We start from the raw sequence: 12,614 nt of genomic DNA on the forward strand, positions 1-12,614 counted from the left end.
AGTTAATCCAAGTTGTCCACAGACTGCTTAGGGGACAAAGCAGATAGTCAACCATTTGAATTAAGGACGTCATATCAGATTAAATGACTCTGGATTGTGTGTATGAATAAACGTTGCAAAATCATCTGATGTTAATGGCTTAGAAAATAAGTAACCCTGAAGTTTATCAGCACCAAACTCGCGACATAATCTAGCCTGATCAAGTGTCTCAACACCTTCAACAATCACCTCAAGATCTAGACTTTTTGCCATTATGATGATTGCCTTTAATACTTTGCAGTCTGCTTCACTTTCTGGCACATTTTGTACAAATGAACGATCTACTTTTAGTATTGATGCAGGTAACCATTTCAAATAGGCCATAGATGAATATCCAGTTCCAAAATCGTCTATCGCGACCTTCACACCTAATGCTTTGATGCGATTCAATAGTAAAGCCGTTTTTTCGAAATCCGAAACAAGTACACTTTCTGTCACCTCTATAGTGATACACTCACCCGTTAGGTGAAAGCTCTCTAGGTCACGCCTAATATCATCATGCAAGCTCTCACGTTGCAATAATTGTTCACTAGCATTCACTGCTAACACGAACTGGCTACCTACCACGCCATTTTTTCGCCATTGAGCTAGCTGCATGCACGCCAACTGTCTATTGTCTGTATCAATGGCAGCTATATACCCAAGCTCTTCTAAGATATCAATAAAATCTCTTGGTGGTAATATGCCTCTTGTTGGATGGTTCCAGCGTACAAGCATTTCTGCTCCACACACTTGTAAACTTTTAGCATGAATGACAGGTTGGTAATATTGTACTAGCTGAGTTTGAAAACGATGTGAGCGCAACTCTCCTTCCAGCATAATCCTATGTAGAATCTGAACTTGCAAGATTTCACTGAAAAAATGAAGGCCATTACGTCCTTCACGCTTCACTTGATACATGGCCAAATCAGCACGCTTTAGCATGTCTTCGGCCGTCGTGGCACATCTAGGATACGTTGCAATCCCAATACTACAGGTTATAAATTGCTCCACATTATTCAGTAGAATAGGTTCTCGCACACGCTCAATCACTCGCTGTGCTAATGCGCCAACTGAAGTTTCCGTTTCCAAATCATGCACAATGATTGCAAACTCGTCACCTCCCAGTCGACAAACTACATCCCCTTCCCTAACAACCTCCAGCAGCCGCTGTGCTATTATTTGTAACAATTGATCGCCTGAATCGTGTCCCAAGCTGTCATTAATCAATTTAAAGTTATCAATGTCCAGATACACTAAACCAAGCTGAAAGTTAAGTCGATGCGCTCGCTGAATCGCTCCACGTAAATGCTCTTCAAAGTAATAACGGTTCGATAAGCCTGTCATGGGATCGTTTTCCGCTAAGTACTTTAAGCGTTTATGTGTGTCAATCAGCTTACTGGCAAGTGCATGCCGTGCCTGCGCGTGAATTAGCGCCTTGGTCAAATGTCGTTCGGAAAGCTCTTTTTTCAGTAAGAAATCTTGCGCTCCAGCAAATATACAATTTTTTTCGATGATTTCATTGTCTTCCATGCCTGTCAGTATGACTACGGCTGCATGTTTGTCTGTATGTTGCGTAATTTGACTCAACACATCAAGACACTCCATGTCTGGCAAACGATAGTCTAGCAACACGATATCGAACGTACTCTCGTCGAATAACTTAAGCGCTCTTACTGCAGTATTAGCATGCACGATATCTTTGACTAGCTTTGGATTTCGCAACACACGGACCACTGCCATCCGATCTAATTCATCATCATCAACAAGTAGAAGTCGCATCTTGCTTATTCCTTTGTGATTGGTAACTCGACCAGTCGCCAATAGTGCTCAATTAAGCTAATCACCTCAAGAAAGTCCCTATCCATATGCTGCTTGAAAATATATCCAGCAACATGCTTGCGATAAGCGGCCACTAAATCCTCATCTGATTTTGAGGTGGTCAAAACAAATACGACTGAATGCGTCAGTACCTCATCTGCACGGAGCACTTCCAGAAACTCCAACCCGCTCATGCGCGGCATATTTAGATCTAGAAAGATAATATAGGGCGCAGGTATCGCCCCAGCCCGTAGCAATTCCAATGCCTCTCGACCATCTCGTGCACGGTGCGTGACGTTAAAGAGACTTAACTTACGTAATGCACGCTCTAGTGCAATGGCGTCGATATCATCATCATCAACAATCAGCAATGTGACCTCTTTATAATTTTGTTTATGATGGACTTGCAGAGGCCAGTCTCCCTTCTATATTGATTGGCCAGGTGAAGCGAATAGAAGTGCCTCGTATTCCATCGGAAACAATCCCTGTAGTACCGCCGTATGCTTCCACAATTTTTTTAACCAGCGCCAATCCCATACCACTACCCTCTACTTCGTCACGCGGCCGTAGCGTTTGGAACATGATATAAACCCGCTCTTGATACTCTGGCGAAATACCGGGTCCGTCATCGGTCACGCTAAATTCATAGTAATTTTTACTTACTACACGCCAACTTAGATTGATGTGTCCTTCTGTTCGATCATGATGCTTAATCGCATTTGCAAACAAGTTGCGGAGCACTTGCTCTAGAGGGGTTGCAAGAGTTGTAAAAGTGGGTAGGTCTTCAGCAACTACAAGCGTAAAACCGTCAGGGGGTGCTTGCATCTCAAAAACATTTTGTGCCAGCCTGCCAATCTCGACTTGACTAGCACTTCCTTCCAATCTCCCTGCACGTGAATAAGCTAGCAAATCATCCAGCAGATGCTCCATCCTACGAAGGCGTCCACGCAATAAATTCATATGGTCTGGAATAGCGTGGGTTTGTCCATTATTGAGATCCTCTTCAATCCAATGCGAGATCTGAAAAATGCCTCGCAATGGTGACTTAAGATCGTGTGATGCGACATAAGCGAATGTTGCCAATTCTTTATTACTACGTTCTAACTCATCACGATGCTCAGCTAGTTTTTCACTTGCTTTTACACGCGCTGAGATATCGGTAATTGCAGACAGCACTTTCACCCCATCATCTGTTTCAATCGGGTTGAGTCCTACTTCTACTGGAAACTCACTCCCGTCCTTGCGCCGACCATACAGGTCTCGACCTGTTCCCATGGCGCGGGGACTTAGGTCTGAAAAGAATGAAGCTCGGTGATGTGGATGCTGGTGACGAAATCGCTCGGGAAGTAAGATATCAATGACTTGGCCAAGAAGTTCGTCTCGGCTATAACCAAAAATGATTTCGGCCTGCGTGTTTACCATTTCAATCAGGCCGGCCTTGTTCACCATTACCATAGCATTCGGTGCGGCTTCTACCACCTGACGAAAACGCTCTTCCATCCGCTTGCGGGCCGAGATATCGGTAATTGCAGACAGGACTTTTACGCCATCATCCGTTTCAATAGGATTGAGGCCTACTTCTACAGGAAACTCACTCCCGTCCTTGCGACGTCCATAGAGATCTCGACCCGTTCCCATGGCGCGGGGACTTAGGTCTGAAAAGAATGAGGCCCGATGATGAGGATGCTGGTGACGAAATCGCTCTGGAAGCAAGATATCAATGACTTGGCCAAGAAGCTCGGCCCGGCTATACCCAAAAATGATTTCAGTCTGAGTATTTACCATTTCAATCAGGCCAGCTTTGTTTACCATCACCATGGCAGTGGGCGCGGCTTCTACCACTTGCCGGAAGCGTAGGTTTGCTCGCTCGATATCCCCAATGCCATCGTTCATGACAGGACCTTTTTGACCAAACAAAATATGTTTGATTATGTTATTTTAAATAAATTATACGCTCTTATATCTTATATAGTATCTATCTTAGGACGATTCCTTTTGCGCAAATAAAACTTAACAAATACAACAAACTGTAAATAAAGATCAAGATGCTTCTTAGTTTTCATAATACTAGTACTAACTCAAAATGTCCGATTTGGGGTGTGAGTTCAACCGGTCGATGCAACACGTTATTCTTATACAAAAGAATGAGGTGTTGAAAAATGAAATACAGACCAAGAATTTATTATAGTGATGAGCAGAAAGCTATCATGTGGGATCGCTGGAAAAAAGGTGACTCGCTGCATGATATAGCCCGTTTATTTGACAGAAATCACTCTTCAGTAGGGCGTATATTATCTCTGACAGGTGGGATAAGACCGCCACAAAGAATACGTTCACATCTAGCTTTATCACTATCAGAGCGTGAAGAAATTTCCAGAGGTGTGGCAAGTCAAGAATCGTTTCGTTCGATTGCCCATCGGCTTGGACGCTCTCCATCTACCATTAGCCGTGAAATCAAGCGTAACGATGGTTATCAGCAATATCGGGCAACACAAGCTGATCAAGCTGCCTGGGATCGTGCTAAACGTCCAAAGCTTTGCAAACTATCAGGCAATCAAGAGTTAATAAAAACCATCACATGTAAGCTACAATCAAACTGGTCACCGCAACAAATTGCCGGTTGGTTGAAAAGAGAGTTTCCTACAGAAGAGCATAATCAAGTGTCACATGAAACCATCTATCGTAGCTTGTATGTTCAGACTCGTGGCGTATTGAAAAAGGAGTTAATTCAATACCTGAGGACGAAACGTATTATGCGTCGCTCCAAGCATTCGAGCTTGAAAGGCAATGGGCTTGGTCAGATTACCGATACAGTATCAATCAGTGAACGCCCAGCCTCCATAGAGGATAGAGCTATACCAGGGCATTGGGAAGGCGACTTGATAGCGGGGTCTAAAAACAGCTACATCGTGACATTGGTCGAGCGTCACTCACGATTCGTAATGTTAGGTAAGATTAAAGACCGAAAATCCGAAAGCGTTGTATCTGCTTTAATCAAGCAAGCAAAGAAACTCCCCAATGAGTTATACAAATCACTCACTTTGGATAGAGGTACGGAGTTTGCAGAACATCGCCGTTTTCAAGTGGAAACGAATATTGATGTGTACTTTTGCGACCCCAACAGTCCTTGGCAGCGTGGAAGCAACGAAAACACTAATCGCTTATTGAGGCAGTACTTTCCAAAAGGTACTGACTTATCGGTACACTCACAAGCTAAACTAAGCGCAGTGGCTAGACGGTTAAACGAAAGGCCTCGTAAAACATTAGATTACGAGACCCCAGCAGAAAGATTTAAAGCGTGTGTTGCGTCGACCGGTTGAACTCACAGGATTTTTGAGACATTCAGTAAATTTTAGTAACACCTCTCAATTGGGCCGAAGTCTGCCATTAATTTCAATCTAATCCAACAAAAACCCACCACTTTGGTGCGCCCATAATTTGGCGTATACACCATTGAGCGCTAGCAATTCAGTATGACTACCCTGCTCCACCACTTTGCCCGCATCTAACACTATTAGCCTATCCATGGCGGCAATGGTAGACAAACGGTGCGCAATAGCAACAACGGTCTTGTGGTCCATCAGTTGATCCAAATGGCTTTGAATGGCAAGCTCCACTTCCGAATCCAGTGCGCTGGTAGCTTCATCCAATAGCAATATCGGCGCATCTTTCAGCATCACCCGTGCAATTGCAATACGCTGGCGTTGGCCGCCGGATAGTTTCACGCCGCGCTCGCCCACATGTGCATCATAACCGGTGCGACCTTTGGCATCTCTTAGCGTCAAAATAAAATCATGTGCCTCGGCACGTTTGGCAGCCTCCATCATGTCATGCTCGTTAGCATCTGGGCGCCCATATAAAATATTATCGCGCACAGAGCGGTGCAATAGCGACGTATCTTGCGTGACCATCCCTACGTTGGCACGCAAGCTGTTTTGCGTCACCTGCTGAATGTTTTGACCATCAATCAAAATTTGTCCGGATTGAATATCATAAAAACGTAATAGCAGATTTACCAAGGTAGATTTGCCCGCGCCCGAACGACCAACCAACCCTACCCGCTCACCTGCATTGATACATAGATTAAATGCTTCCAGCAAGTATGGTTGGCTCTCATAGCCAAAGTGCACATCATCAAATACGATTTCACCGCGCTTTACATCGATGGTTTTGGCATTGGGTGCATCTTGCACTTTATGCATGGCTGAAAGTGTATTGATGCCATCCTGTACCGTCCCGATCTGCTCGTACAGTGAGGTCATCTCCCACATCACCCAATGGGAGATTCCATTCAAACGTAAACACATAGCGGTGATTGCAGCGACTGCGCCCATGCCTACTTTTCCTTGCGTCCACAGCCACAACGCCATACCGCCACAGCCGATAATCAGCAGCATGTTTAAGAAATGGTTAATGGTCTCCACACTACTGACCATTTGCATCTGTTTTTTTACCGTACTTAAAAACTCATCCATGGCGGATTTTGCATAGTTTGCTTCTCGCCCTGCATGTGAGAATAATTTGACGGTACTGATATTGGTGTACGCATCAGTAATGCGTCCGGTCATCAACGCGCGCGCATCGGCCTGCCGTTGTGAGACCTTAGCCAGACGTGGAATGAAATAAGTGAGCGCGCCTATATACAATGCCAGCCAAATCAAAAATGGCCACACAATCAGCAAGCTAAAGCCGCCTACTACCGTCACAATGGTGACAAAATAAATGACGACGTAGACCATAATATCGGAGACGATAAACCAAACGTCGCGCACTGCTAGTGCAGTCTGCATAACTTTGGCGGAAACGCGCCCGGCAAATTCGTCTTGGTAAAAACTCATGCTTTGGCCTAACATCAAACGATGGAAACTCCAACGCAAGCGCATGGGAAAGTTGCCCGCTAAGGTTTGATGCTTGAGTAAAGTCTGTATCCAGATCACCGCGGTACTAAATAACAAAATACCGGCTAATACTAACAAATCGTGCAAGTGCTGATGCCATAAATCTTTGGGGGCGATATGGCTTAACGTATCTACCACCTTACCCATCATGGCGAATAGCAATGCTTCAAACGCGCCAATCAAGGCGGTGAGCAACGTCATGCCCAAAATAAACGGCCGCATACCTTGCGTGCATGACCATACAAACGCCCAAAACTGCTTGGGCGGTGTACTGATGACCTGCTCAGGGAACGGGTTGACGAGATTTTCAAACCAACGAAACATATACTTACACTTAATTATTTGGGAATGGGTTATTTCAACGCGATCAAACACACGGCTTCTGCAGCAATCCCTTCACCACGGCCGGTAAAGCCTAACTTTTCTGTCGTGGTGGCTTTGATGTTGACTTGCTGGATAGCAATCGCACAATCCTCGGCAATATGTTGCTGCATTTGTGCCGTATGTTGGCTAAGCCTAGGCGCCTCACAAATCACTGTGGCATCAACATTGCCGACCACATAGCTATGACTATGCAACAAAGCCACAACATGCCTGAGCAGATTACGTGAATCAATGCCTTTGTAGCGCACATCACTAGGGGGAAAGTGTTTTCCGATGTCACCTAATGCTGCTGCTCCCAGCAACGCATCGCAGATCGCGTGCAATAAGACATCTGCATCAGAGTGGCCATCTAATCCACGCTCGTACGGAATATTCACGCCACCGATAATGCAGGGGCGACCCACCACTAAGGCATGCACGTCAAAACCGTGCCCAACTCTAAAAGGGATATTCATTTGGGTTATTTTCACTCAGTTATTAATGCATTAAGCACAGTGAGATCTTCGGGATAAGTGACTTTTAAATTCCGTAATGCGCCACGTACCAATTTAGGCTGTAGTCCAATCGATTCAATGGCTTGTGCTTCATCAGTAGGCACGCCATGAAAACTGGCTAAAGCATCTCTTAAAATTGCCAATTTAAACATTTGAGGTGTTTGTGCTTGCCAAAGTTGCTCGCGTGGGATAGTTTTTTGCGCACGTTGTGTCGCGTCAGCTAACTTCAAGGTATCCGCCAGAGGCAAAGCGAGTAACCCACCCACTTCATCGTCTCCCAAGCTCTCAATCAATAGGTTTAACATTGCTTGGTTGAGGCCAGGTCTTGCTGCATCGTGCACCAACACCCAATCCGTATCTTCAATTGACTTGATTGCATTTAAACCATTTAACACAGTCTCGGCCCGCGTTGTACCACCACATGTGTGTAAAGTCGTTTTTGAACCCAATGAGATGTCCAATGCTGCCCAATAACGATCATTGGGGCTTAGCAGCACATGTACTGACTGAATAGATGCAGATTGCTCAAAGGTATGAATCACATGCTGAATCAATGGCTTACCATTGAGCTTCAAGTATTGTTTTGGAACCTCTGCACCCATGCGAGCGCCGCTTCCCGCTGCAGGAATAATGGCATGAAATTTTGTCATGCCACATTTTAACATGCAGCCTAAGCAATAAGACTGGAATAACCAATCGTGTGACAATGTAATTGATACGTATTAAAAAAGGCGCTCTAGGCGCCTTTTTTAATTACTCACTAGAAATTACTCTAGGCCAACTTGCAATTACTCTTGGCCAATTTGATAGTTTTCATAGCTAACTTCAACAATTTTACCTGTTGTTGCGTCTACTTCTACTTTAATCTCCTCACCATCCGCTTCCAAAATATCAAACTCGTAAGAAGCTTTACCATCTGGCTCTAACTCATACTCTACTTCTACTACTTTGCCTGGATGTGCTGCCAATGCAGTGGCTTTCGCATCTGCTTCTGATACTTTAGCTAGAGCTGTGAATTTTGCATCATCCGCTTTTACTTCTTCTTCGATTTCAGTTATTTTGCCTGTTTTAGCATTGCACTCAATATCCCAGGCTTTACCGTCAGGTGTTTCAATATCAAACTCATACACGCCTGCTTTTTTCTCAGATTTGTATTCTACTTTGACAACTTTGCCATCATGTTTAGTCAGCGCTGCTTTTAAGCACTTACCTAAACTATCATAGCTTTTTGGGGTAAATGTCTCATGACCAGCGTTGGCAGTGGTAGCAAATGCAGCCGCCAATACTGCAGCACCGAGTGTTAAACGTAACATATTTCTCTCCTCTAGGATTTTACAAAAAACTTGCCTATATAGTATGAGACCAGCATTTAAAAGTTCAATAGGTAATTGATTCTTTTACATTTTTTTTACATATTTGGTTATATATAGCCAAAAAATAGAGCTAAAAATGTACTAAAAGCACCACCAACGTACATTATGTAAAAATTGTCTTACCTATGCCAACTTCATGAGGTCAACAAAAAAGCCCGCGATTGCGGGCTTTTTAGAAACAGATCAATGCATATTGCAATATATCTATACTGCAATTAATCCTCTGAGCGTGCAGGAATTTTATGGATACTTAAGTCTGCACCATCAAATTCAGCTTCCGCATCCATCCGAATGCCGACAAACTTTTTGAGTGACCCATACACAACAATCCCGCCAATCACTGCAACTGTGACACCTAGCAATGTGCCCGCCGCTTGCGAGGCAAAACTTACGCCGCCTAAGCCGCCCAATGCTTTGGCACCAAAAATACCAGCTGCCAAACCACCCCAAGCGCCACATAAACCGTGTAATGGCCACACACCGAGTACATCATCAATTTTGAGGCGATTTTGTGTTAGCGTAAATGCCCATACAAACAAGGCGCCAGCCACCAAGCCTGTGGCCAAAGCGCCCAACGGATGCATAATATCGGAGCCTGCGCACACCGCTACCAAGCCAGCTAATGGGCCATTGTGCACAAAACCCGGGTCATTCTTACCTAAAACCAATGCAGCCAATGTGCCGCCCACCAGTGCCATCAGCGAATTGACTGCAACCAAGCCGGAAATACCTTGTACCGCCTGCGCAGACATCACATTAAAGCCAAACCAGCCTACTGTTAAAATCCAAGCACCCAATGCTAAAAATGGAATGTTAGATGGCGGATACGCATGTAAGCGACCATCTTTGGCATAACGCCCAGTACGCGCGCCCAACAAAATCACTGCAGCCAGCGCAATCCAGCCACCCATGGCATGCACCACGACAGAGCCGGCAAAATCATGAAAATTGGCACCAAAGTTTGCTAATAGCCAATCTTGAATACCGTAATGCTTATTCCAAGCAATGCCTTCAAAGAAAGGATAGACAAAACCCACAACCAAGAAAGTGGCTGCAATTTGTGGGTTGAATTTAGCGCGTTCGGCAATCCCGCCAGAGACAATTGCAGGAATCGCTGCAGCGAATGTGAGCAAAAAGAAAAACTTCACTAAATCGTAACCATTTTTAGCTGCCAATACCTCAGCGCCACTATAAAAGCTGACACCATACGCCACGCTATAGCCAATAAAAAAATAGGCAATGGTAGAAATAGAAAAATCTACCATGATCTTGACCAAGGCATTGACCTGGTTTTTACTACGTACGGTGCCTACCTCTAAAAATGCAAAGCCAGCATGCATGGCAAGCACCATAATGGCCCCTAATAACACAAATAATACGTCGTTGGCTGTCACCAATCCCTCCATGACTATCTCCTTAAATCGTTATATGGATTATTTTTATTTGCATGACAGAAAGCAAAATGCACGCCAAAAGGCAGTGTATTGATTTTTAAAGACTATTTATTACGGGGGTTTATAATTTGCACAAAAAAAGTGCTATGCACTGTGCATTGCACAAAATATGTGCATATATTTGATTACAAGATACTCACTTTACTGACTTTGAGCACATGGTCTCTAGCATCCGGATTGCCAGACCAGAAGTTATAGAACTCTCGCACGACGACCAAAAACAGTTGTCGCGTTTTCTTAAGCTCAAACAAAGGTGTCGTTGCATCTACCGCGATACGGTATGCGTTTTTTTCGGTCAATGGCGCATCGCGCAGGCGTACTATTAATATTTTGGCAAATTTGATACGGACATCAATCGTTTCAGCATCCGCCACCTCATCGGTGAGCGCTTTGAGGTAGGATTTAATGGCCCAGCTTTCTGCCGTGGAAAATTTTTCCTGGTCGATATTCTTCCATAAGTCAGCCAAAGAAACTTCAGCAGGCATCCAATCTACCGGGTGTAAATCAAACCCGCCTTCTGAATTCAATTGGCTAATGGCTCTGATATCTGCCATCCAGAAAGGATAAAACTCACGTGCAATCACGAGATTGGCTGGCCAGTCTGCTGCTGCCTGCCCTTCCATCAGCTGTTCTAATGACTCTCGATAGACAGTGCCGGCAAGTTCTTTTCCTGCAAGATAAGGCGTCAATTGTGACAAGAATAGCTCTCGCTGAGAGATGCTTTTATCATCACCACCTTTACTTCTTAACAGCTTAAAATAAGCAGCTATTGCATCATCTTCGCGCGTTTTATTCATTTTTTGATGATAATTTGAGGATTGTTAGCTAATATAATTCAAGTGGGCAAATATTCAAATATATTCTTGCCGCTGTCTATACCCATATCAACATTATCATGCAGGGATTCTCTTGGAAATTGCTCTATTACTTATATTAATTGGCTGCGCCTGGTTTTGGCTAGATACCATTGCAAAGCGTGAGGCTGCGATTCAATATGGCCATACGTTAGCGCAACGGTTTCAACTACAACTACTAGACGAAACCGTCGCTTGCACCAAAATCAGCATCGCGCGTGATGCGCATGGCCATGCTCAATTTTTGCGCGTATATGCCTTTGAGCTCAACGCCAACGGTGCTGAGCGCATGCAATGCACGTTACAGCTGCTTGGCAAACACTTACATAGTTGGGATATTCCCCCATACCTGCAAACACTTCAATAACCATGTCGTCTTATGTGGGCCGCTTTGCCCCCTCTCCCACCGGGCCTTTGCATTTTGGTTCATTGGTAGCTGCGGTCGCTAGCTACTGCGATGCCAGAGCCAACCAAGGGCAATGGTTGGTGCGCATTGAAGACTTGGATAAACCAAGGGAAGTGAAAGGCGCAGCACAAGACATACTCCATTGCCTAGAAGCCTACGGATTCAGTTGGGATGGCGAAGTCATCTACCAAAGCAAGCAAACTGCGCATTATGCAATAGCGCTACAACAGCTCCAAACTTGGGTGTATCCATGTACATGTACCCGTAAGGAGATTGCAGACTCGTCCACCCGCCAAGGTATAGAAGGCTTTATTTACCCGGGCACTTGCTTGCATCACCCCATTAAGTCACAAGCACCTGTGGCTTGGCGTGTAAAAACACAAGATTTTGTAGATGACTTTCATGACAGTATTCAAGGTGCACTCCATCAGCAGCTTGCGACAGATGTTGGTGACTTTGTTTTAAAACGTGCAGATGGCTTGTTTGCTTATCAGTTGGCGGTAGTGGTAGACGATGCAATGCAGGGTGTAACACACGTGGTACGTGGTGCAGATTTGCTGTACTCCACATCTAGGCAACGCTATCTGCAACAGTTGCTGCAGTTGCCTACGCTAAACTATGCGCATATCCCGATTGTGATGAATGCTGATGGCGAGAAACTGAGTAAACAGACATTAGCACCTGCCATACTAGCCAACGATGCCAGCACGCAACTACTCAATGCGCTCGCCTTTCTGAAACAAACTCCTCCAGCCTCGCTACACAACGCCACGCTTGCGACTATTTGGGCATGGGCCATTGCACATTGGGATATTCACAAAATCACCGCCTAATAATATTTAGCACACTAACATTTAGCTAGCTATATTATTGATAATTATTCTCATTTTTATTACCATTCTAAAAATTGTA

The 12,614-nt window shown here is 44.6% G+C and carries 12 protein-coding genes; 3 read left to right on the plus strand and 9 right to left on the minus strand.

From position 1 onward, the window contains the following. Window positions 1-69: 69 nt before the first annotated feature. From A3Q3_RS0103900 to A3Q3_RS0103910, 3 genes are read right to left on the minus strand one after another with little or no spacing between them, the layout of a single operon-like run. On the minus strand, window positions 70-1,842 hold the full coding sequence (locus A3Q3_RS0103900) for a bifunctional diguanylate cyclase/phosphodiesterase (RefSeq protein WP_232418355.1): 1,773 nt from the start codon (window positions 1,840-1,842) through the stop codon (window positions 70-72). Further along, window positions 1,806-2,249 carry a response regulator gene (locus tag A3Q3_RS0103905; protein ID WP_025224490.1) on the minus strand — a complete coding sequence of 148 codons (444 nt, stop codon included), beginning with the start codon at window positions 2,247-2,249 and terminating at the stop codon, window positions 1,806-1,808. The genes A3Q3_RS0103900 and A3Q3_RS0103905 overlap by 37 nt, the downstream gene beginning before the upstream one ends. Continuing rightward, window positions 2,233-3,732: a PAS domain S-box protein gene (locus tag A3Q3_RS0103910; protein ID WP_020182268.1), complete on the minus strand. Its 1,500-nt coding sequence runs from the start codon at window positions 3,730-3,732 to the stop codon at window positions 2,233-2,235. The genes A3Q3_RS0103905 and A3Q3_RS0103910 overlap by 17 nt, the downstream gene beginning before the upstream one ends. 266 nt (window positions 3,733-3,998) lie before the next feature. On the opposite strand from A3Q3_RS0103910, the gene A3Q3_RS0103915 reads away from it, so the two are divergent. Then, window positions 3,999-5,159 (plus strand): IS30 family transposase, encoded by a 1,161-nt coding sequence (locus A3Q3_RS0103915; protein ID WP_020181889.1) that lies wholly within the window; start codon window positions 3,999-4,001, stop codon window positions 5,157-5,159. 78 nt (window positions 5,160-5,237) lie between these two features. Here A3Q3_RS0103915 and A3Q3_RS0103920 read toward each other — a convergent pair whose 3' ends face one another. The 6 genes from A3Q3_RS0103920 to A3Q3_RS0103945 all read right to left on the minus strand — a co-directional run bounded on the left by A3Q3_RS0103920 (window position 5,238) and on the right by A3Q3_RS0103945 (window position 11,239). Next, window positions 5,238-7,061 (minus strand): ABC transporter ATP-binding protein, encoded by a 1,824-nt coding sequence (locus A3Q3_RS0103920; RefSeq protein ID WP_020182269.1) that lies wholly within the window; start codon window positions 7,059-7,061, stop codon window positions 5,238-5,240. Window positions 7,062-7,090: 29 nt separating this feature from the next. Next, window positions 7,091-7,576, minus strand: coding sequence for a 2-C-methyl-D-erythritol 2,4-cyclodiphosphate synthase (gene ispF / locus A3Q3_RS0103925; RefSeq protein WP_020182270.1), 486 nt, complete (start codon window positions 7,574-7,576; stop codon window positions 7,091-7,093). Between the two features lie 11 nt (window positions 7,577-7,587). Beyond that, complete coding sequence (ispD, locus tag A3Q3_RS0103930; protein ID WP_026361742.1) at window positions 7,588-8,265, minus strand: 2-C-methyl-D-erythritol 4-phosphate cytidylyltransferase; 678 nt, start codon at window positions 8,263-8,265, stop codon at window positions 7,588-7,590. 138 nt (window positions 8,266-8,403) lie between these two features. Further along, window positions 8,404-8,928: a PepSY domain-containing protein gene (locus A3Q3_RS0103935; protein WP_020182272.1), complete on the minus strand. Its 525-nt coding sequence runs from the start codon at window positions 8,926-8,928 to the stop codon at window positions 8,404-8,406. A 275-nt stretch (window positions 8,929-9,203) separates the two neighbouring features. Next, window positions 9,204-10,394 carry an ammonium transporter gene (locus tag A3Q3_RS0103940; protein ID WP_020182273.1) on the minus strand — a complete coding sequence of 397 codons (1,191 nt, stop codon included), beginning with the start codon at window positions 10,392-10,394 and terminating at the stop codon, window positions 9,204-9,206. A gap of 173 nt (window positions 10,395-10,567) precedes the next feature. Beyond that, window positions 10,568-11,239 carry a hypothetical protein gene (locus tag A3Q3_RS0103945; protein ID WP_020182274.1) on the minus strand — a complete coding sequence of 224 codons (672 nt, stop codon included), beginning with the start codon at window positions 11,237-11,239 and terminating at the stop codon, window positions 10,568-10,570. Between the two features lie 112 nt (window positions 11,240-11,351). Between A3Q3_RS0103945 and A3Q3_RS0103950 the strand changes: the two genes are divergently transcribed. Further along, window positions 11,352-11,663, plus strand: coding sequence for a DUF3301 domain-containing protein (locus tag A3Q3_RS0103950; protein ID WP_020182275.1), 312 nt, complete (start codon window positions 11,352-11,354; stop codon window positions 11,661-11,663). Window positions 11,664-11,665: 2 nt separating this feature from the next. Next, the gene (gene gluQRS, locus A3Q3_RS0103955; RefSeq protein ID WP_020182276.1) at window positions 11,666-12,535 is read left to right on the plus strand and encodes a tRNA glutamyl-Q(34) synthetase GluQRS; all 870 of its coding nucleotides are present in this window, start codon (window positions 11,666-11,668) and stop codon (window positions 12,533-12,535) included. Window positions 12,536-12,614: the final 79 nt, after the last annotated feature.

This window comes from Methylotenera sp. 1P/1 (assembly GCF_000384355.1).
Lineage (GTDB): Bacteria > Pseudomonadota > Gammaproteobacteria > Burkholderiales > Methylophilaceae > Methylophilus.

What these genes read in the sequence shown, in the direction of transcription:
- A3Q3_RS0103910 (WP_020182268.1), bottom strand. Translation starts at nt 3,732, where the DNA reads ATGAACGATGGCATTGGGGATATCGAGCGAGCAAACCTACGCTTCCGG.
- A3Q3_RS0103915 (WP_020181889.1), top strand. Translation starts at nt 3,999, where the DNA reads ATGAAATACAGACCAAGAATTTATTATAGTGATGAGCAGAAAGCTATC.
- A3Q3_RS0103920 (WP_020182269.1), bottom strand. Translation starts at nt 7,061, where the DNA reads ATGTTTCGTTGGTTTGAAAATCTCGTCAACCCGTTCCCTGAGCAGGTC.
- ispF (WP_020182270.1), bottom strand. Translation starts at nt 7,576, where the DNA reads ATGAATATCCCTTTTAGAGTTGGGCACGGTTTTGACGTGCATGCCTTA.
- ispD (WP_026361742.1), bottom strand. Translation starts at nt 8,265, where the DNA reads ATGACAAAATTTCATGCCATTATTCCTGCAGCGGGAAGCGGCGCTCGC.
- A3Q3_RS0103935 (WP_020182272.1), bottom strand. Translation starts at nt 8,928, where the DNA reads ATGTTACGTTTAACACTCGGTGCTGCAGTATTGGCGGCTGCATTTGCT.
- A3Q3_RS0103940 (WP_020182273.1), bottom strand. Translation starts at nt 10,394, where the DNA reads ATGGAGGGATTGGTGACAGCCAACGACGTATTATTTGTGTTATTAGGG.
- A3Q3_RS0103945 (WP_020182274.1), bottom strand. Translation starts at nt 11,239, where the DNA reads ATGAATAAAACGCGCGAAGATGATGCAATAGCTGCTTATTTTAAGCTG.
- gluQRS (WP_020182276.1), top strand. Translation starts at nt 11,666, where the DNA reads ATGTCGTCTTATGTGGGCCGCTTTGCCCCCTCTCCCACCGGGCCTTTG.